Source organism: uncultured Amphritea sp., assembly GCF_937127095.1.
Taxonomy (GTDB): Bacteria; Pseudomonadota; Gammaproteobacteria; order Pseudomonadales; family Balneatricaceae; genus Amphritea.
The window spans coordinates 1-19,993 of record NZ_CAKZLP010000077.1 but is presented as its reverse complement, the minus strand read 5'-3'; the positions used below and the strand labels follow the sequence as shown (position 1 = coordinate 19,993).

The window sequence follows — 19,993 nt, the reverse complement described above, 5'->3', positions numbered from 1 at the left end:
TTTATAGGCCTATCATTTTTATCTGCAGGTATAGCCTGATGAAACACACTCTAACCGAGATACCTTAAAAATAAACTACTACAAAAGGCTAAATTGTCTACGATATGTAGACAGAATCTTATTTTGATAGCGTTTTTAGATCATTTATAGCGTGATAAAATAATGACTCAGATCAATTGTCGACAATCTAAGATTTCCTCTGATCATCCACTATTTTCTTCCAGACATAAAAAAAGCTGCCAGGTAGCAGCTTTTGCAAAGCTTAAGAGCGGCAGATATCAGTTGTTTTCCTGCACCGCAATACTGTTTTTAATGCCGGTCATGATGTTGCGCTGGTGCAGCTCTGCATCACTGACCCGGTGCGCATCATTTTCGTTCTTTGCATTGTCGAAATAACACAGGGTTGGCTGAAATGTTTCTGTTTCCTGCTCATCAAGTTGTACATAAGAACAGATAATTAGCAGATCACCCTTTGAGGCTTTGTGAGCAGCCGCACCATTAACAGAGATGATGCCGCTGTTATCTTCACCCCGAATCGCATAAGTAGTGAAACGCTCACCATTATTGATGTTGTATATATGTATCTGCTCATACTCCTTAATTCCGGAGCGTTCGAGTAGTACACCATCGATTGCACAGGAGCCTTCATAATGAAGCTCTGCGTGCGTTACCGTAACCCGATGCAATTTAGCTTTTAGGAATGTTTGCAGCATTTAAATGACCTACGTCTCAGTTAGCCGGATAAAACCGGACTCTCATACTGCTGAAAACAGTTTCAGCATATCCCTGCCGATATCTATCTGCTGGCAGATATTATCGACACCAGACCTCAGCATTGGCTTTAACCATCGATTGATAGCGGCCTCATCACAGGCTTAGCTGCGGATTATTCCAGCATCACTAAACAGACCTGAAACCAAAGGTAAGCAGCGCATGACGCCAGGTTAATATATCACTTACCTTTAAAGCAGCGGCAATTGTACCAGTATATTTTAAAAAATTAAGATCTAATCAATATAACTTTTGCAGAATATAAGCGAGGATCGGTCAGTTTTGCGTCAATATGGCTGTTTAGCATGTTCGGACTGCCTATCAACCACAAAGTTTTTCATGCATAGATGAGTCTAACTCACCCAAAAGCTGAATAAATCCTATAAAATAGCCGCCTTTACAACAGGTTATAATAGGTTTTCACCGTGGTAGCAGTTATTCAGACAGATAAGACCGAACAGCTTAAACAGGCAATGGCAGAGCGTATACTGGTTCTCGATGGCGGTATGGGCACGATGATTCAGGATCGCAAACTGAAGGAAGCTGATTTTCGCGGTGAACGGTTTGCTAACTGGAGTGTCGATCTGCAAGGTAATAATGACCTGCTGGTGCTGACTCAGCCAGAGGTTATCAGTACGATCCACCGCGCTTATCTTGATGCCGGTGCCGACATCATTGAAACCAATACCTTTAACGCCACCCAGATTGCCATGGCCGATTATGAGATGGAATCGATCAGCCATGAAATCAACCTGGTGGCGGCTCAGCTAGCCCGTAAGGTGGCCGATGAGGTGACCGCGGAAACGCCGGATAAGCCACGTTACGTCGCCGGGGTGCTTGGCCCAACCAACCGCACCTGCTCAATCTCCCCGGATGTTAACGATCCCGGATTTCGTAATGTCAGCTTTGATCAACTGGTTGAAGCCTATACTGAGTCGGTTGATGGACTGATCACAGGCGGCGCCGATATCATTCTGATTGAGACCATCTTCGATACACTGAACGCCAAAGCGGCTATCTTCGCAGTTGATCAGTATTTTGAAGACCACGCTATCAGCCTGCCTGTTATGATCTCCGGTACCATTACCGATGCCTCTGGCCGTACCCTTTCTGGCCAGACCACAGAAGCGTTCTGGAACTCGGTACGCCATATAAAGCCGTTATCGATCGGTCTGAACTGCGCACTGGGACCACAGGAACTGCGTCAGTATGTGGAAGAGCTTTCCCGCATCGCCAACACCTTTGTTTCTGCTCACCCTAATGCAGGCTTACCCAATGCCTTCGGCGGCTATGATGAGACGCCTGAGCAGATGGCAGCAGAGATCCGCGAATGGTCTCAGGCGGGCTTTCTGAATATTATCGGTGGCTGCTGTGGTACGACTCCAGCCCACGTGACTGCCATGGGTAATGCTGCCAACGAATACCCTCCCCGGCAGATTCCGGAGATTCCGATTGAGTGTCGTTTAGCCGGCCTGGAACCGCAGAACATCAATAAAGACACCCTGTTTGTCAACGTCGGTGAGCGAACCAACGTCACCGGTTCGGCGATGTTCAAACGCCTGATCAAAGAGGGTGATTACGAAACTGCGCTTGATGTTGCCCGTCAGCAGGTTGAAAACGGCGCGCAGATCATCGATATCAATATGGATGAGGGGATGCTGGATGCGGAAGCCGCGATGGTCCGTTTCCTCACACTGATCGCTTCTGAACCGGATATCTCCCGGGTGCCGATCATGATCGACTCCTCCAAATGGGAGGTGATTGAAGCGGGCCTGAAATGTATTCAGGGTAAAGGAGTGGTGAACTCCATCAGCTTAAAAGAGGGTGAAGAGAAGTTTATCTATCAGGCTAATCTGCTGCGTCGTTACGGTGCTGCCGTCGTTGTGATGGCGTTTGACGAAGATGGCCAGGCAGACACCGAGCAACGTAAGATCAGTATCTGTGAGCGCTCTTATAAGGTGCTCACCGAGAAGGTAGGCTTCCCGCCAGAGGATATAATCTTTGACCCGAACATCTTTGCCGTTGCCACCGGTATTGATGAGCACAACAACTATGCGCTGGACTTTATCCGCGCGACCGGCTGGATTAAGAAAAACCTGCCCTATGCGATGATCTCCGGCGGTGTATCCAACGTGTCCTTCTCATTCCGCGGTAATAACCCGGTGCGCGAAGCGATTCACTGTGTGTTCCTCTACCATGCGATTCAGCAGGGTATGGATATGGGCATCGTCAACGCCGGTCAGCTGGCAATCTACGATGACCTGCCAGAAGAGTTGCGGGTTGCCGTCGAAGCGGTGATTCTTAACACCGACGACCAGGGCACCGATAAACTGCTGGAAATTGCCGAGAAATACCGCGGCGATGGTAGCTCCCAGACTGAAGAGAAAGTATTGGAGTGGCGTGCACTCCCGGTTCAGGAGCGTCTGTCACACTCGCTGGTTAAAGGCATCGCTGAATTTATTGATGAAGACGTTGAAGAGTGTCGGCATCTGTATGACCGCCCGATTCAGGTGATTGAAGGTCCACTGATGGATGGCATGGGCGTGGTCGGCGATCTGTTTGGTGCAGGTAAGATGTTCCTGCCTCAGGTCGTCAAATCCGCCCGGGTGATGAAGAAAGCGGTTGCCTATCTGATGCCGTTCATCGAAGAGGAAAAAGCCGGTGCCGCCAGCGAGACCGCAGGCAAAATTCTGATGGCCACTGTCAAAGGCGATGTTCACGATATCGGTAAGAACATTGTTGGCGTGGTGCTGCAGTGTAATAACTACGAGATCATCGACCTGGGTGTCATGGTGTCGGCGGAGAAGATTCTGCGTACCGCCCGTGAAGAGAATGTCGATATTATCGGTCTTTCCGGGCTGATTACCCCGTCCCTCGATGAGATGGTGCATGTCGCTAAAGAGATGGAGCGTCAGGGCTTCAGCATCCCACTGATGATCGGTGGTGCCACCACCTCTAAAGCACACACGGCGGTGAAGATTGATCAGGCTTATAAACGTGATCAGGTGGTACATGTTACCAACGCATCCCGTGCGGTAAACGTTGCCAGCACCCTGCTCTCTAAAGAGCGAAAACCCGCCTATGTCAAAGAGATACAGGAGGACTATGAAGCGGTACGTCAGCGTTATGCTGAGCGTCAGAGTCAGTCGCGCCGGGTTTCGCTGATTCAGGCGCGGGCCAACAAATTCAAGATCGACTGGGACAGCTACACCCCACCGGTACCGACACAGCCGGGTATTCAGACCTTCGAGAATATCGATCTGAATGAGTTGCGTGATTACATCGACTGGACACCGTTCTTCCACTCATGGGAACTGGCCGGTCGCTATCCTCGCATTCTCACCGACGAGATTATCGGTGAAGAGGCCACCCGCCTGTTTAACGATGCGAAAGCGATGCTGGATGACATCATTGATAACCGGAAACTGGAAGCCCGGGCGGTTATCGGTATCTTCCCTGCGAACAGCATCAATGATGACGATATCGAACTCTATACCGATGACAGCCGCTCAGAGGTCTTGATGAATCTGCATCATCTGCGTCAGCAAATAGAGAAAACCGATGGCAAGGCCAATATGTGTCTGACCGACTTTATCGCGCCTAAAGCGAGCGGCAAAGCCGATTACTTTGGTGCCTTTGCGGTCAGCACCGGTTTCGGTGATCAGGTAATGATTGATGCCTATGAAGCCGATCATGATGACTATCACAGCATTATGGTGAAAGCGCTGGCAGACCGACTTGCAGAGGCCCTTGCGGAGTATATGCACGCGCGGACACGTCGGGAGTTCTGGGGCTACGCCGCCGATGAAACGCTGGATAACGAAGCGCTGATTAAAGAGAAGTATCAGGGCATCCGTCCTGCCCCTGGCTATCCGGCCTGTCCTGAGCATACCGAAAAAGGCCTGCTGTGGAAGCTACTGGATGTCGAAAATCGCATCGGCATGAGTCTGACGGACAGCTACGCGATGCTGCCAACATCCTCCGTCAGTGGTTGGTATTTCAGCCATCCGCAATCACAGTATTTCGGTGTCGCCAAGATCGGTGAAGATCAACTGGAATCCTATGCCAAACGGACCGGCATGGAGAAAACCGAAGCGGAACGCTGGTTGTCACCCAACCTGGGATACGAACCGGAAGATACCTGAGCATACGCAGGATAATCTCAATGCAGAAACCGCCTCCGGGCGGTTTTTTGTTGCGGCATTATATTGCCGACAGAGAGCTTCAGCGCTATTTCCGGTAAAGAGCTTCAGCGCTGTGAGTTTATGGGTTCCAGTGATCAGGTCCCAACAGGCGCATCTGATTTTCAATCCAGCGAACCCGTTGCCAGACATAGTTACTGGGGCGTGCGGCACTCAGTCGATAAGGGTTGGGTAATACCGCAGCCAGCCGTGCCGCTTCTGTGGTTGAAAGCCGCTTCGCCGATTTATGGAAATAGGTCTGACTTGCCGCTTCTACACCATAGATTCCGGGGCCAAACTCAACAATATTCAGATAGACCTCAAGAATACGCGGCTTATTCCACAGGGTTTCCATTAATACCGCCAACCCCGCTTCCAGTCCTTTGCGCAGGTAACTCTTTGCCGGCCAGAGGAATAGATTCTTGGCGGTTTGCTGGGTCAGTGTGCTGGCCCCTCTGACCCGCCCGCCCTTTTCGTTGTCACTTAACGCATCCGAGATAGATTCCAGATCGAGCCCCCAGTGCTGCGGGAACTTCTGGTCTTCAGAGGCGATAACCGCCAGTTGCATCGCCGGAGATATCTGTTCCAGAGGCACCCAGGTATGGTGCGTATTTGCCGGATAACCTGTGGGTGGATTAAGTTCCCGCTGAATCTGCCACATCCACACCGCCGGGTCGACAAAGCGCAGCGCCAGTACCAGCAAAACAGGAAACAGGATCAGCGCCAGCAGCATACGGATCAGCCACTTGCGAATTGAGCAACGGGAAGCTTTCAAAATAGGGTTACCGCAGGGTTAAGGATGACGCCGGAATAGGAATGATCATACCGAACATAGACTGTTTTTTGAACAGCACTCACAGATGATTCATTGCCTGTAGTGTGGTTAACTAGCGGCATGGATGAATTGATCGTAAACAGCGGACAAGATAATGACATTTGCCTTTGATGAGGTTCTGGTGGTTGGCGTTTCCAGCCGGGCACTGTTTGATCTGGAACATGAAGACAGTATCTACCAGCAAGAGGATGTTGAGGCCTACCGCCGCTATCAGTTTGAGCAGGAAGATAAGATTCTCGGCAAAGGAACCGCGTTTCATCTGGTAGAAGCATTGCTTAGCCTTAACGCCCTGTCTGAAGAACGTCTTGTTGAAGTGGTGGTGATGTCAAAAAACAGCCCCGACACAGGTTTAAGGGTGCTTAAGTCCATTCAGCACTACCAACTGGATATTACCCGCTCTGCCTTTACCGGAGGTGAATCCCTCGCCCCTTTTCTGCAGGCCTATAGTGTTGACCTGCTGCTGACACGACATTCAGATGATGCACAGGTGGCGATTGATACCCAGGACTGTGCTGCTGCGCTGATCTATGATCCACCGGAAAGCTTCCAGCCGGACCGTGACCAGATCCGTATCGCCTTCGATGCCGATGCGGTGCTGTTTTCAGATGAGTCGGAATATATCTACAAAACCGAGGGACTGGAGCGCTTTCAGCAGAATGAATCGGACAATGAAGACGTGATGTTACCCGATGGTCCCTTTGCCAAACTGGTCAGAGTTTTGTCCCGACTCAACCAGAAACTCGGTGCCGATCGCTCCCCGCTGCGCTTATCCATTGTCACCGCCCGTAACGGCCCGGCACATCTGCGGGTGATTAAAACGCTGCGGCAATGGGGTGTGAATGTCGATCAGGCGTTTTTTCTCGGCGGCATGAGTAAAGAGCCGGTATTAAGTGCGCTGCGCCCACATATCTTTTTTGATGACCAACCGGCACATCTGATAACGGCCTCGAAGCGGGTTCCCAGCAGTCAGGTGCCCTATCGCAGCGACTCGCGCATTCAAAGCCTCAGCCAATCGCCTCCCTTAGAAGAGAAGGATGAGCATGGCGGCTGAAACGAAAAGCGTGATCAGAGAGGTGCGTTAAACGTCAAAGCACCGGATCGGTAGCCGGCTTAATCACCGGCTCTCGTTTACCCATCATCGCCACGATGCCGGCACAACTGACCAGCAAAATACCTAACAAGGTATTCATTCCCAATACCTCATCCCAGACCAGCCAGCCAAACAGGGCTGCCATCGCCACCGAGCCATAGGTGTAAGGTGCTAACTGGCCCGCCTGGGCCAGACCATAGGCTTTACTGAGGAACAGCTGCGCCACAGTGGAGGTCGCTGCCAGTACAATCAGCCAGCCGAACTGCACCAGATTAAGCCCGGCACCACTGAGCCAGGCAGGGATGGCTGATAGCAATGCAGCAAAAAATGCGAAATAGAAGACGATGATCTGTGGCGATTCCGTATCTCTCATCCGACGAATAGTCACCTTCGCAAGCGCCCCCAGGCAAGCACCGACTAAGGCGATCAGAATGCCGATATTGATAGCGGATTTGTCTGGATTAATGATACATGCAACCCCGATAAAGCCAACCAGAATCGCAAATTTCACCTGTAGACTAATACGCTCCTTCAACCACCAGAAGGCGATCAGCGGCATAAAGAAAGGCGCTGTCTGCTTTAATAACGCCGCCTGAGCCAGGGGCAGATGCCCCCAGGTATAAAACAGGCAGGTCATCGCGGTGACACCCACCCCTGCCCGCATCAGATGAAATCGTAGCTTTTGAGTACGCAGAACGTTGCCGCCATTGCGAAGCAACCAGGGGATAAAGAGCATCAGACCGAGGAAGTTACGAAAGAAAACGATCATCTCCGTGGGTAACTCACCTGACAGCTGCTTGATAACCATTCCGGATAGCACCAGAAACATTTCGGATACCAGTATCAGCGCAGCACCCAGCAGAAAATTATTGCTTTTCATAAACAACAATAGCCCTCCTGCCGGTTGCAGAAGGGCTATCTGAACTCCCTATTTATAAAACGTTAACCCATCGTTAAATGGCGATAATCTCGAACTGATCATCCAGTTTAGCCGCCGCCGCGGGGCTGGTAACCACCGCAACACTGGCGAGTTCAGGTTTAAGATAGGTAGCCCCGACACGCTTCAGATCTTCCAGGGTCACCTTAAGAATACGCTGACGGAACGCTTCTCGCTGCTCGGCTGTACGGCCAAACAATGCGCTGTGATAGGCCTGCTTCGCCTCCCCGGCAGGTGAGCCCGGTTTATCAATACTACTCACCACACCGAGAATCGCCTCTTCCAGTTTTTGTGCTTCAAGCTCACTGCTTTGCAGCCAGGTCAGAGAGGCATCAAAATCCGCCAGGGTTTCACTCAGACGCGGATCCCGGTAGGAGAAGAAACGGAACACTGCATCAGCAGAGTCCTGACCGGCACCACTGCCATAAGCACCGCCTTTCTCCCGCACCACTCGGTGTAGAAAACCGTTGCGCAGAAAATCACCCAGTACCGTCAACGCGGCAGCATCGGGATGTTCAACCGGAACCGTAGGATAGGCTTTGGCGCAGAAGTTAACCTGGGTGCTGGTGGTCCAGGCCTGCTTAACACCCTTACGAGTCGATGGCAGGGTAAAGGGTTTAAAGCCACTGTCATCAACAGCGGTCTGCCATTGCGCCGCAAGAGTCTCCGCTATCGCCTGCTGATGCTCTGCTTCCGTCACAATTAGAAAACGGCGTGGCGCGTTGAGGATCTTCTGATGCAGTTGCTCCAGAGAGCTCGCCAGCTGTTTGAGTTTTCCCTCATCACGGATAGCTTCATCCAGCGCTTTTACCGCACGGATGCTTTGCAGACCACGCTGGTTATGGGATAACAGTCCGCCCGGTGATAACTGGCTGACCGCGGCCATAATGGCAAGGCTGTGGCCCTGCCCGGTGACGCTCTGCTCTTTACGGGTACGCTGCTGAGACACCATCTCGCGAATCCGGCTCAGCTCATCAAAACGAACACTGGTGAGGGTTTTATGCATCAGTTCGGTCATTTCAGTATTCTTGCTCAGCAACGCCTTAGCTGAGAGCGTCATATAACCGCTGACTTTTTGCTCGTCCTCAATGTCGCCACGCACCGATGCGTAAGCACTGATGCTGCCACACACCTGTGATTGCCATGCCTGAGTATCCTGATAACTCTTGCCGTCACAACCCAGCTCCGTCAGACAGTTGCTGTAAAGCGGAATCAGTTGCTGCTCCTCTTCCGTCAGCTGCGGCAGATCCATAATCACCTGCTGATACACCAGCCCATTGGTACCCTGAGGGTAAAAATGATAGGTAAACCCCTGCGACGATGCTTCGGCGCCCTGGGCAATATGCATCTGCGCAGGGACATCTGCAATGGTGACTTTAGGTAGCAGAGACTCATCATCAATCTGATTTTGCCGTGCTTCAAGTGCCTTAGCCTGGTCTATAACCGCCTGCTTCTGGCTTTCATCAAGAGACTGACGAATCTTTTCCAGTTTCGCCGTTTCAGCCGCATCGCGTTTTTCTGCCAGCTTGGCGTCAGGCCTCAGTGTCAGTCTTACCCGGTGCGGGTTATCGAGTAACTCACGCACCATCGATGGGATGAAGTCCGGGTGGGTAATCTCTTCATGCAACTTAGCCAGCACCGGATCCAGATTCAGCAACGCAATCGGGTCGCCGCGATGAATAGCGGAGGAAAGCGATGCCAGAATCAGACTCATGCCGTAGGGATAACCATCACCGCTGATCTCCCGCTGACTGAGTTCAAGCTGATGTAAGGCCGCTTCCAGGTGTTCCTGAGGCACGCCGTTCTCAGCAACATTAGCCAGTGTATCCAGCACCAGTTGTTCAAACTCAGCGGCTTTCTCCGGCTCACTGCCTTCGATACCACACATAAAGCCCATCTCACGGTTGGACTCTTCCAGACCACAGAGCGGCGAAGGCGATGCACCCAGGTCGGTTGACTCGAGAGCATAGCGCAGCGGTGAAGAGCTGTTGTCGAGCAACACACGGGACAGCAGGTTGGCTTTAAGCTGTTGTTCGAGATCGATACTCGGGCCAAGCAACCAGGCCAGCACATGATGGGTTTTACCACTGCTGTCCTCATCATCCAGCGCATAGGCCTCCTCTATTCTGACAGGCGAGAAGTAGCGTTTTTCATCCCCTACAGCGATCTCTTCATCCAGCTTTTCAAAGCTGGAAAGCGCCTGAGCCTCAAAGCGTTGTTGTAACTCCTCAACCGGGATATCACCAAAGGTCATAAATACCGCATTGGATGGGTGGTAATGGGTTTTATAAAAGTGCAGCAGTTGCTCATAGCTGAGATCGGGTATCGCCTCTGGGTCACCACCGGAGTTGTAATGGTAAGTAGTCGATGGAAACAGATGACGGGTAAGAGTTTGCCACAGATAGGAAACCGGCGAACTCATCGCCCCTTTCATCTCATTATAAACCACACCTTTATAGACCAGCGGACTGTCAGCGTTATCGGCCTCGCTGAACTCAATCCGGTGTCCTTCCTGGGCAAAATCCAGTGGATCCAGTCGGGAGAAGAATGCCGCATCCAGATAAACGTCCAGCAGATTAAAATAGTCTTTACGGTTCTGGCTGGCAAAGGGATACGCGGTCCAGTCACTGCTGGTGAATGCGTTCATAAAGGTATTCAGCGAACGCCGACTCATCATAAAGAAAGGGTCACGCACGGGATATTTAGCACTACCGCACAGCGCAGTGTGTTCTAAAATATGGGCGACACCACAGTTGTCTTCCGGCACGGTACGAAACGCAACCAGGAATACGTTTTCCTGGTTGTCAGCGGCTATATGATAATGAAGAGCGCCGGTGCGGGTATGGACATACTCCTGCATATCGATGCCCAGTGATTCAATTGTTTCAGTGCGCTGAAGGGTAAAAGCCGGGTGACAAGTCATAACGTTATCCAATGTCTGTGATCTCATAGCTAGATATTGCGATCATTGTAACTAAATCAATCTGTTTTGACCCGTTCGGATCAAAGAAATGACAGATTACCCGCAACTTTAACAGGAACTGAGCTACAGTAATTAGCAGGACGCGTCCGGTAGTCTCAATCTTTCGCCTATTGTCATGTTTTTTTCATCAATAGTCTTTAGGTTGATACAGTCGGAAACTTCTGCCAAACAGTTGTGTTCTTTGAAAAATAATCCTTATGTTGCACCGCAACAATATAATTGACATTATTGTATGCGGCTAATATAGTGGACAAAATTGCTGCAACGCACAAAGATTGAAACTCTTGCGATCACAGGTGAATAAACATGTACGAAGATATGATGAAAGACGTTAAGGAAAATATGAAGCCAGTTGTTGATATGGCTGAGATCAACAAAAAAGCTGCAGAGAAACTGATTGCCCTGCAGTCTGGTTATGTATCTGACTTTGTTAACGCTACTATGGCGCAAATGCAGGCTCTGTCTTCTATCAAAGATCCTAAAGAAGCGATCGAACTTCAGGTTGAGTTCGTTAAGACACTTGAAGCTAAACTGAGCAGCGTTGCAGAAGAAGAGATAGCTGCACTGAACTCAGCTAAAGATGAGTTAACCGCCGTTATTGAGAAAAGCTTTGCAGGCCTGGGCCTGAAAGATATGAACTACTTTGAAGACCTGAGTAAGTTCATGACATCTGCAGCAGCCCCTGCTGCCAAAGCGGAAAGCAAACCTGCTGCTGCACCAAAAGCGGCTGCCAAACCAGCCCCTGCGAAGAAAGCTGCCGCACCAAAAGCCGCTGCTAAGCCTGCGCCTGCTGCTAAGAAACCTGCTGCCGCTCCTGCGAAGAAAACCGCTGCACCTGCTGCTAAGGCTGCCCCGGTTAAGAAAGCCGCACCAGCTAAGAAAGCCGAAGCTCCGGCTGCTGCTGCACCCGCTCCAGCGGCTAAGCCAGCACCTGCAGCACCGAAGGCTGAGGACGCTAAATAAGCGACCTTCCCCTAATAAAAAACGGAGCCTGAAGGCTCCGTTTTTTTATGTTTCTTTTAAGGCCTGCATAAGGACTTTAGCTTCACAATAGCTCAATTATCGTTTTTCAGCCTCAGAGCTTTTCACCCCGGGCCAGTGCCGGCAGTGTGCCTTCCAGTCCCATCGCAAAACGCATCACCTTGTTTTTCGCCGGGGCTAATCGTTCGGCAACGCCCAGACCAAAGTTTCGTAGCAGCTTCAGCGGTAACAGGTCATTAGAGAACACCCGGTAAAAACCATCCATCACTTGCATCATCATCAGGTTATGGCTGCGTCGCTGCTGCTCATACTGTTGTAATAATGACAGATCGCTAATCTCAACGCCCTGACGATGGCCCTTAAGGATAACTTCCGCCAGGACAGCAGCATCCAGCAGGCCGATATTCACCCCCTGACCTGCCAGCGGGTTGATCATATGGGCGGCATCACCCGCCAGGGCAACACCCTCTTTGACATACTGCTGGGCATGCTGGCGTCGCAGGGGGAATGCACCTCGCTCCAGTAGTGTCTCAATGGTGCCCAGCCGATCGGGAAACGCTGTGCTCAGTTCATTGATGAACAGCTGGTCATCAAGGTTGAGTAGCCGCCTGACTTCAGACGGGCGGTTATACCACACTAAAGATCCACGGTGCCCCGACAGCGGCAGAAACGCCATAGGGCCATCAGGGGTAAACTGTTGCCAGGTAATATCCTGCTGAGGCTGCTCGGTGATAACGGAAGCGACCAGCGCATGCTGATCATAGTCCCAGCTATGGACACCGATACCGGCCGCCATTCTCACCCTTGAGCCACCGCCATCCGCGGCGATCATCAGTTTACCGATCAGTTCACGGCCATTAGCCAGTCGCAGCAGACTGCAGCCGGGAGAGTAATCGACATCAACGGTTTCTGCGGGACAGATCAGATCGATATTGTCGAACTGACTCAGGTGTTCCAGCAGGGCCAGCTGAATGACTCTGTTCTCGACAATATAGCCAAGGTGATCGGCACCAATGTCGTCGCTGACAAACTCAGTAGCCGCTCGATTTTCATCACTTTCCCACACTTTCATCCGCCGATACGGGCAGACTCTGCGAGAGACGATGCCATCCCAGACTCCGAGAGTTTTGAAAATCTGTTCTGACGCGATGCTCAGCGCCGATACCCGCAGATCATGTTCAGAACCGGGCTGAAACGGGTCAGGGTATTGCTGCTCTACAACCGCAATTTTGAGATCGGTATTCCCCAGGGCCGCCGCTATGGTCGCACCCACCATACCACCACCGACAATTAACAGATCATACCGGTTTTTCATGTTCTCTCCGCTAGCGATAAACAGCCTATCTCAGGTTGTTAAAATGGCTCTGAATTGTACCTTTCAGCCCGATGCTTCTAAAGTGTTTTCAAACGCTTTATCCGGGCAATAGTTATCGATGGATGCAGGTATCAGCTATGCCATCAACAGCTGACAGCAGGTATAAAAAAAGCGCCACTGGCGCTTTTTTGACAGATTCAGGCTTAGAGCTCGGTAATGCCGCCCATATACGGCAGGAGCACTTCAGGTACTTTCACCTTACCTTCTGCCGTCTGATAGTTCTCCAGAATAGCCACCAGCGTACGACCGACCGCCAGACCAGAACCGTTAAGCGTATGCACCAGCTCGGGCTTACCGGTTTCCGGGTTACGCCAGCGCGCCATCATCCGGCGAGCCTGGAAATCTTCCATGTTGCTACAGGAGGAGATTTCACGGTATTTCTGCTGACCCGGCAGCCATACTTCAATATCGTAGGTCTTTGCCGCACTGAAACCCAGATCACCACCGCACAGGGTGACGACACGGTATGGCAGATTAAGCTTCTGCAGAATCGTTTCAGCATTTCCGATCAGCTCTTCCAGCGCATCCCATGATTTGGAAGGCTCTACAATATGTACCAGTTCAACTTTCTCGAACTGGTGCTGGCGGATCATGCCACGGGTATCACGACCATGACTGCCCGCTTCACTGCGGAAACAGGGGGTGTGCGCTACAAACTTCAGCGGCATCTGCTCAGCATCGATAATTTCATCACGAACGATGTTGGTGACCGGAACTTCAGCCGTCGGGATCAGGTAGTAATCCCGCTCACCGGGAACCTTAAACAGGTCCTCTTCAAATTTAGGCAGCTGGCCGGTGCCACGCAATGAATCAGCGTTCACCAAATAAGGGACGTAGGTCTCTTCATAGCCGTGTTCTGCGGTGTGGGTATCGAGCATAAACTGAATCAGGGCCCGGTGCATACGGGCGATACCGCCCCGCAGAACCGCAAAACGTGCACCGGTAATCTTCGCCGCAGTGGCAAAATCCAGCCCGCCGTTCTGCTCACCCAGGTCGACATGATCTTTTGGCTCAAAATCCAGCTGAGCAGGCACGCCCCACTTCCGAATCTCGATATTGTCGTCTTCGCTCAGTCCCGCAGGCACCGACTCATGGGGAATATTAGGCATCCCCATCAGCAGCGCATCCATCTGTTCCTGAACGACTTTCAGCTGCTCTTTGGCGGCATCCAGTTGCTCACCCAGGGTGCTGACTTCAGCCAGCAGCGGTTCTATATCTTCACCTGCTGCTTTTGCTTTACCAATGTTTTTGGAGCGGATGTTACGCTCATTTTGCAAGCGCTCAGACTCAACCTGCACGTCACGACGCTGATTCTCCAGCGCATTAAACTCGTCAACCGGAAACTTATAACCCTTTTTGAGTAGTAGCTGTGCTACCTCTTCAGGATTTGCACGTAAAAATTTAGGATCTAGCATGATGTCAGAAACAACCTTAAAGTCAGAACAGGCGAGTAAACCATAAGCCGCTATACAGGGCGACCATGCAGAGCACTACGCTCATTAATATGTAAATTGCGGCGGACATTATATGCCCTTCTTGCAGCATGGTCACGGCTTCCAGCGAGAAGGTGGAAAAAGTTGTGAATGCGCCGAGAAAACCAACCATCAGCAGCGGTCTTAATTCCGGACTGATGCGGGCTTTCTCCATAATCAAAACGAAGAATATACCCATCAGAAAGGAGCCCAGTACATTACAGAGCATCGTCCCATAGGGCAGTTTAAACTGGGCATTACTCACCAGCACCCCACTCACCCAATAACGGGCCAGGGCTCCGACTGCGCCGCCTGTGGCGACGGAAAGCAGGTGTAGCATGGGTTAATCCTTATAACGTTGTTTGCTACTGGCTCGATCCAGCGCTTGCAGATGCTCAAGTTTATCGCCGATGCGAATTTCCAGTCCTCGCGGTTCTGGCTGGTAATAGTGCCGACCCGCAATCTCCGGCGGCAGATAGCACTCACCGGCGGCATAGGCATCGGGCTCATCATGAGCATAACGATATTCAGCCCCATATCCAAGGTCCTTCATCAGACTGGTCGGCGCATTGCGCAGATGCACCGGGACGTCATAGCCGGGTTCACTGCGCACATCCGCCATCGCCTGATTAAAGGCCCGGTAGACCGCATTACTTTTCGGCGCACTGGCACAATAGATCGCCGCCTGAGCGATTGCCCGTTCGCCCTCCGCCGGGCCAACCCGCTCAAAGGCATCCCAGGCCGACAGGGCAACCTGCATCGCCCGTGGGTCAGCATTACCAATATCTTCTGAGGCGATAGCCACCAGTCGCCGGGCAATATAGAGAGGATCACAGCCGCCATCCAGCATCCGGCAATACCAGTACAGCGCACCATCGGGTGATGAACCGCGTACCGATTTATGAAAAGCGGAGATCATGTCGTAGAACAGATCCCCCTGCTTATCGTAACGACGGGCACTGGACTTCAGCACCTCCTCGATAATCTGCGGCCCAATGGTATATTCAGTGCCATCGAAATCAGCCAGATCCGCAGCTATTTCAAGCAGATTAAGCCCGCGACGCCCATCCCCGTCGGCGGCTGCAGCAAGTTGCTGCAGCGCTCCGTCAGCAAACACCAGCGGCTGTTGCGGTATGCCACGTTCTTTATCATGCAAGGCACGCAGCAACAACGCTTCAATATCGCTCTGTTCCAGACTTCGTAGCAGATAAACCCGCGCCCGGGACAACAGTGCATTATTCAGTTCGAATGAGGGATTTTCAGTGGTGGCACCAACAAACAGGAACGTACCATCTTCTATATAGGGAAGAAAAGCATCCTGCTGGGACTTGTTAAAACGATGCACCTCATCGACAAACAGGATGGTCTTACGCCCGGACTGCGCTTTGACCTGCAACGCCTGATCCACCGACGCACGTATATCCTTAACCCCGGAGAGCACTGCAGACAGAATAATAAAGTGGGCATCAACCTGATGGGCGAGCAAGCGTGCCAGCGTTGTTTTACCAACACCGGGTGGCCCCCAGAGAATCATCGAGTGAACAGTGCCCTGCTCCAGCGCTTTGCGCAGCGGCTTTCCCGGTGCCAGCAAGTGTTGCTGACCGCAATACTCTTCCAGTGATCGGGGCCGCATCCGTGCCGCCAGAGGTTCATATCCTGGCGGTTGCAGATCATCAAACAGGTCCGCCATCAGTTAACCGGCTCCGCTTTGTTCTCGACAATAATATCAGTGCCCTCAGGGGGAATAAATGTAAAAGCATCCTCTGAATAGTCTGGATTAAGCTTCTGATTATTAAAGAGTATAGATGTTCGCTGACCCAGAGAATCCTCCATCTGCAGCTCTTTAATCAGACCCGCGCTAAACAACAAACGGATACGGGTGAATACATCAGCCTCTTGCAGTGGCAACAGTTCAAACAGCTGATCATCGCCTTTTTCCTGAAGCAGCCGAATCGTATAGTGTGCCTGCAGCTCCTCTATCTGACCATTGAGAATCAGGGCTGGCACGCCAGCATCGCTTTCTGCCACTTTGCGTTTCGTCGCCTGTTCCAGATCAGGGTCATAGATCCACAGTGTTTCGCCATCGCTGATCAGCTTTTGCGCAAACGGTTCGGTAGCAATCCATCTGAATTTGTTGGGTTTGGCCAGCAGCAGCGTGCCCTGTGAGTTTTCCATGCGCCGTGAATCTTCACTGCCAGAGACCTGATCGAACTCAGCACTGAAACTACTAAACTTTGCCAACTGACTATTGAGCTGGCTGGCCGCATCTTCCTGGATACCCGCCAGCACAGAGAAACTCAGCGAACAACCCAGCAGCGCAGCCGCGGCTATCTTCTTTAATGTCATCATCAATCCTTAGGCGGTGGCGATGCCAGCACTTCACGGGCACCGTTATGGCTGGCCGTAGACACAACGCCTGCGGCTTCCATGGTTTCAATCATTCGGGCGGCCCGGTTATAACCGATTTTCAGCTTACGCTGCACCGAAGAGATCGATGCCTTGCGGGTTTCGGTAACAAAAGCGACCGCCTCGTCATACAACGCATCCTGCTCCTCATCCATATCCCCGGAAAATGCTCCGCCGCCCCCTTCAACCACCTCAGAAAGGTCGGTAATCAGATAATCCGGCGCACCGATCTTCTTCCAGGCTTCGACCACCCGGTGGACTTCATCATCACTGACAAAGGCACCATGAACCCGGTTAGGCAGACTGCTACCCGCTGGCAGATAGAGCATATCGCCGTTGCCCAGCAGGTGTTCTGCACCGCTCTGGTCCAGTACCGTGCGCGAATCGATCTTAGAAGACACCTGAAAGCCGATCCGTGTAGGGATGTTAGCCTTAATCAAACCAGTAATAACATCCACAGAGGGGCGCTGAGTGGCGAGAATCAGGTGAATACCAGCCGCCCGTGCTTTTTGCGCAATTCGCGCAATCAGTTCTTCGACCTTTTTACCCACCACCATTATCATATCGGCAAACTCATCGATACAGACGACGATATAGGGCAGTGTCTCCAGGTAGGGTGCCGGTGCATCAGAGGGCAGCCCCTGCTCTTCAGGGTTCCACAGTGGGTCAAGCAAAGGGGTACCCCGGTCACGGGCTTCGGTAACCTTGTCGTTGTAACCAGCGATGTTTCTGACGCCCATTTTGGACATCAGCTTATAGCGCCGTTCCATCTCAGCAACACACCAGCGCAAACCACCTGCCGCTTCTTTCATATCGGTTATAACCGGCGCCAGCAGATGTGGAATGCCCTCATAGACTGACAGCTCCAGCATTTTCGGGTCGACCAGCATCAGTCGGACTTCATCCGGGGTCGCTTTAAACAGCAAGCTCAGCAGCATCGCGTTGACACCGACAGACTTACCGGAACCGGTGGTACCCGCTACCAACAAATGGGGCATCTTCGCCAGGTTGGCAACCACCGGATTACCGGCGATATCATTTCCCAGACCCAATGTCAGTTTGGATGACGCCTCTTTATAGGGTTTTGAGTTAAGTACTTCACTCAGGCGCACCATCTGCCGCTCTTCGTTCGGAATCTCAATACCAATAACCGATTTTCCCGCGATGACTTCCACCACCCGCACACTCATCACCGCCATGGAGCGGGCCAGATCGCGTGCCAGATTGGTTATCCGGCTGGCTTTGACGCCTGGCGCCGGCTGCATCTCAAAGCGGGTGATCACCGGACCAGGGTTGACTTCGACAACCTCGGCGACGATGCCAAAGTCTTTCAACTTACTTTCAAGCAGACGTGACATCTCTTCCAGCTGATCATCGCTGTAGCAGTGCCCCTGTTTAAGCTCAGGCGCATCCAGCAGATCCAGCGAAGGAATCTTTCTGCGCGGCTCACGGCGACGGGTTGCCTGAGGGATATGATCCAGTCCCAACTCACTGTCCTTCATCGGCGTATGCGCCTCCGACAGAGGCACCACCTTAACCCCTTTGCGATCGACAGCCACAAACGGCTGATCAGGGTGGAATGATTGCGAGGCGTGAGGATCAGCGTACTGTGTCACCAGCGGGATTGCGTCCAGTTCTTCATCACTAACGGTGACCGACTCGTATTGATCAGGGGCATATTCCCGCCGGGGCATCGTCAGTGTCTCATCGTACTGATGATCGGCTGAGTAACTCTCCGGCGCTGATTCCGTTAGCGGCTGATCACGACTTCTGGAGTCGTTGCGCCGCTCATCACCCACAACAGGCACGTTGATACTGATGCCCGGTTCTGTGCGCAAACTGCCCTCTTGCGGATGTCCCTGCCGGGCTGCGGCTCTGAGCAGATTACGCTTTTCTTCATCCTCCTGAGCATACGGGTTTACCGCTGGTTTCTGAGGTTTTTCACGCACCGCCGGTTTCAACTTAGCACCCAGCGAAAAGAGTGCCTGACCGAGTCGTTCCAGCAAGTGCGACCAGGACAGTTCCAGCATTAAGGTAAAGCCGAACAACAGTACAGTCCAGATCACCACTGAACTACCAATCAGACTAAACAGCGATACCGCAAGATCAGACACCGCCTGCCCGACCAGCCCGCCCATACTGAATGGCAGCATCGCTTCGGCATTGGACAGATGGGTGGCCGCCAGGGTTGCCAGACAGAGCAGCACCAGTATTGCGCCGGTAAAGCGCAACATCATAAAGGGGATACCATCCAGCAGCGATACATGCCGACGCACCATAAAGCGCAGTGCTGGCACTAATAGCATCAGCGGAACCAGCCATGCAGCGATACCGAAAACTGACAGAATAAGATCGGCCAGCCAGGCACCGACATAGCCGGTAAAGTTTCGCGCTTCTGGCTGATACCCCAGGTGAGACCAGCCCGGGTCCCGACTGTCATAACCAAACAGAGCGAACTGCAGAAAAACAGCGAAACCGATAACAATGATCAGCCCGCCCTCTTTCACCACCCGTCCGAGCAGTTCTGAGAAAGAGACGATCTTAGTTTCGCGGGAATCAGCTTTGCTACCGGCTTCTTTGCTACGGCTGTCGTGACTATTTGTTTGACTACTATGAGACAAGAAAAATATCCTTACATCTATCCATAAAAATGAGCTAAAAAATAACATATTTAGCCCCGGCTCCCCAGACACAATCCGGACTTTTATACTCTTTATTCAGCATAACGGACCGGACTGAGCATAAACTGAACAATAATGTCCGCTACTCTGGAAATTAGTGCTGAAAGACTAAACAAAGAGTGTCTGACCTGCGACAGATTAAAAAATTCAGCACTCATCCCTGTTTTGTCCGCTCGGTGAAACGGGCATAATAGGCCTCAATACAATGCGTGAACAGAAAACGGATCACCAATGAGCGATATACAACACCATAAATTGATTATTCTGGGCTCAGGCCCTGC

At 51.8% G+C, this 19,993-nt stretch carries 13 protein-coding genes; 3 read left to right on the top strand and 10 right to left on the bottom strand.

Annotated features, from left to right (window positions below; genetic code table 11):
- Positions 1–278: 278 nt before the first annotated feature.
- Positions 279–713, bottom strand: a complete 435-nt coding sequence (panD, locus tag Q0499_RS19465; RefSeq protein ID WP_299203153.1) for an aspartate 1-decarboxylase — start codon at positions 711–713, stop codon at positions 279–281.
- Positions 714–1,196: 483 nt separating this feature from the next.
- Here panD and metH point away from each other — a divergent pair, with 483 nt between their 5' ends.
- Positions 1,197–4,916: a methionine synthase gene (metH, locus tag Q0499_RS19460; protein WP_299203151.1), complete on the top strand. Its 3,720-nt coding sequence runs from the start codon at positions 1,197–1,199 to the stop codon at positions 4,914–4,916.
- Between the two features lie 118 nt (positions 4,917–5,034).
- Here metH and mtgA read toward each other — a convergent pair whose 3' ends face one another.
- Complete coding sequence (gene mtgA / locus Q0499_RS19455) at positions 5,035–5,727, bottom strand: monofunctional biosynthetic peptidoglycan transglycosylase (RefSeq protein ID WP_299203148.1); 693 nt, start codon at positions 5,725–5,727, stop codon at positions 5,035–5,037.
- A gap of 154 nt (positions 5,728–5,881) precedes the next feature.
- Here mtgA and Q0499_RS19450 point away from each other — a divergent pair, with 154 nt between their 5' ends.
- A complete protein-coding gene (locus Q0499_RS19450; RefSeq protein WP_299203145.1) occupies positions 5,882–6,838 on the top strand; it encodes a 5'-nucleotidase in 957 nt (318 codons plus the stop codon).
- Positions 6,839–6,872: 34 nt separating this feature from the next.
- Here Q0499_RS19450 and Q0499_RS19445 read toward each other — a convergent pair whose 3' ends face one another.
- Positions 6,873–7,757 (bottom strand): DMT family transporter, encoded by an 885-nt coding sequence (locus tag Q0499_RS19445; RefSeq protein ID WP_299203142.1) that lies wholly within the window; start codon positions 7,755–7,757, stop codon positions 6,873–6,875.
- Between the two features lie 73 nt (positions 7,758–7,830).
- A complete protein-coding gene (locus tag Q0499_RS19440; protein WP_299203139.1) occupies positions 7,831–10,737 on the bottom strand; it encodes an insulinase family protein in 2,907 nt (968 codons plus the stop codon).
- A gap of 366 nt (positions 10,738–11,103) precedes the next feature.
- Between Q0499_RS19440 and Q0499_RS19435 the strand changes: the two genes are divergently transcribed.
- Positions 11,104–11,760, top strand: a complete 657-nt coding sequence (locus Q0499_RS19435) for a phasin family protein (RefSeq protein ID WP_299203137.1) — start codon at positions 11,104–11,106, stop codon at positions 11,758–11,760.
- A gap of 112 nt (positions 11,761–11,872) precedes the next feature.
- On the opposite strand, the gene Q0499_RS19430 is transcribed toward Q0499_RS19435, so the two are convergent.
- The 6 genes from Q0499_RS19430 to Q0499_RS19405 form a co-directional block, all read right to left on the bottom strand.
- A complete protein-coding gene (locus Q0499_RS19430; protein WP_299203134.1) occupies positions 11,873–13,093 on the bottom strand; it encodes a UbiH/UbiF/VisC/COQ6 family ubiquinone biosynthesis hydroxylase in 1,221 nt (406 codons plus the stop codon).
- A gap of 203 nt (positions 13,094–13,296) precedes the next feature.
- Positions 13,297–14,568, bottom strand: coding sequence for a serine--tRNA ligase (gene serS, locus Q0499_RS19425; protein ID WP_299203131.1), 1,272 nt, complete (start codon positions 14,566–14,568; stop codon positions 13,297–13,299).
- 22 nt (positions 14,569–14,590) lie between these two features.
- On the bottom strand, positions 14,591–14,965 hold the full coding sequence (crcB, locus tag Q0499_RS19420; protein WP_299203128.1) for a fluoride efflux transporter CrcB: 375 nt from the start codon (positions 14,963–14,965) through the stop codon (positions 14,591–14,593).
- Between the two features lie 3 nt (positions 14,966–14,968).
- Positions 14,969–16,315, bottom strand: a complete 1,347-nt coding sequence (locus Q0499_RS19415) for a replication-associated recombination protein A (protein WP_299203125.1) — start codon at positions 16,313–16,315, stop codon at positions 14,969–14,971.
- Positions 16,315–16,971, bottom strand: a complete 657-nt coding sequence (gene lolA / locus Q0499_RS19410; RefSeq protein ID WP_299203122.1) for an outer membrane lipoprotein chaperone LolA — start codon at positions 16,969–16,971, stop codon at positions 16,315–16,317. Before lolA ends, Q0499_RS19415 begins: the two co-directional genes overlap by 1 nt.
- A gap of 2 nt (positions 16,972–16,973) precedes the next feature.
- On the bottom strand, positions 16,974–19,541 hold the full coding sequence (locus Q0499_RS19405) for a DNA translocase FtsK (protein WP_299203597.1): 2,568 nt from the start codon (positions 19,539–19,541) through the stop codon (positions 16,974–16,976).
- Between the last annotated feature and the right edge of the window lie 452 nt (positions 19,542–19,993).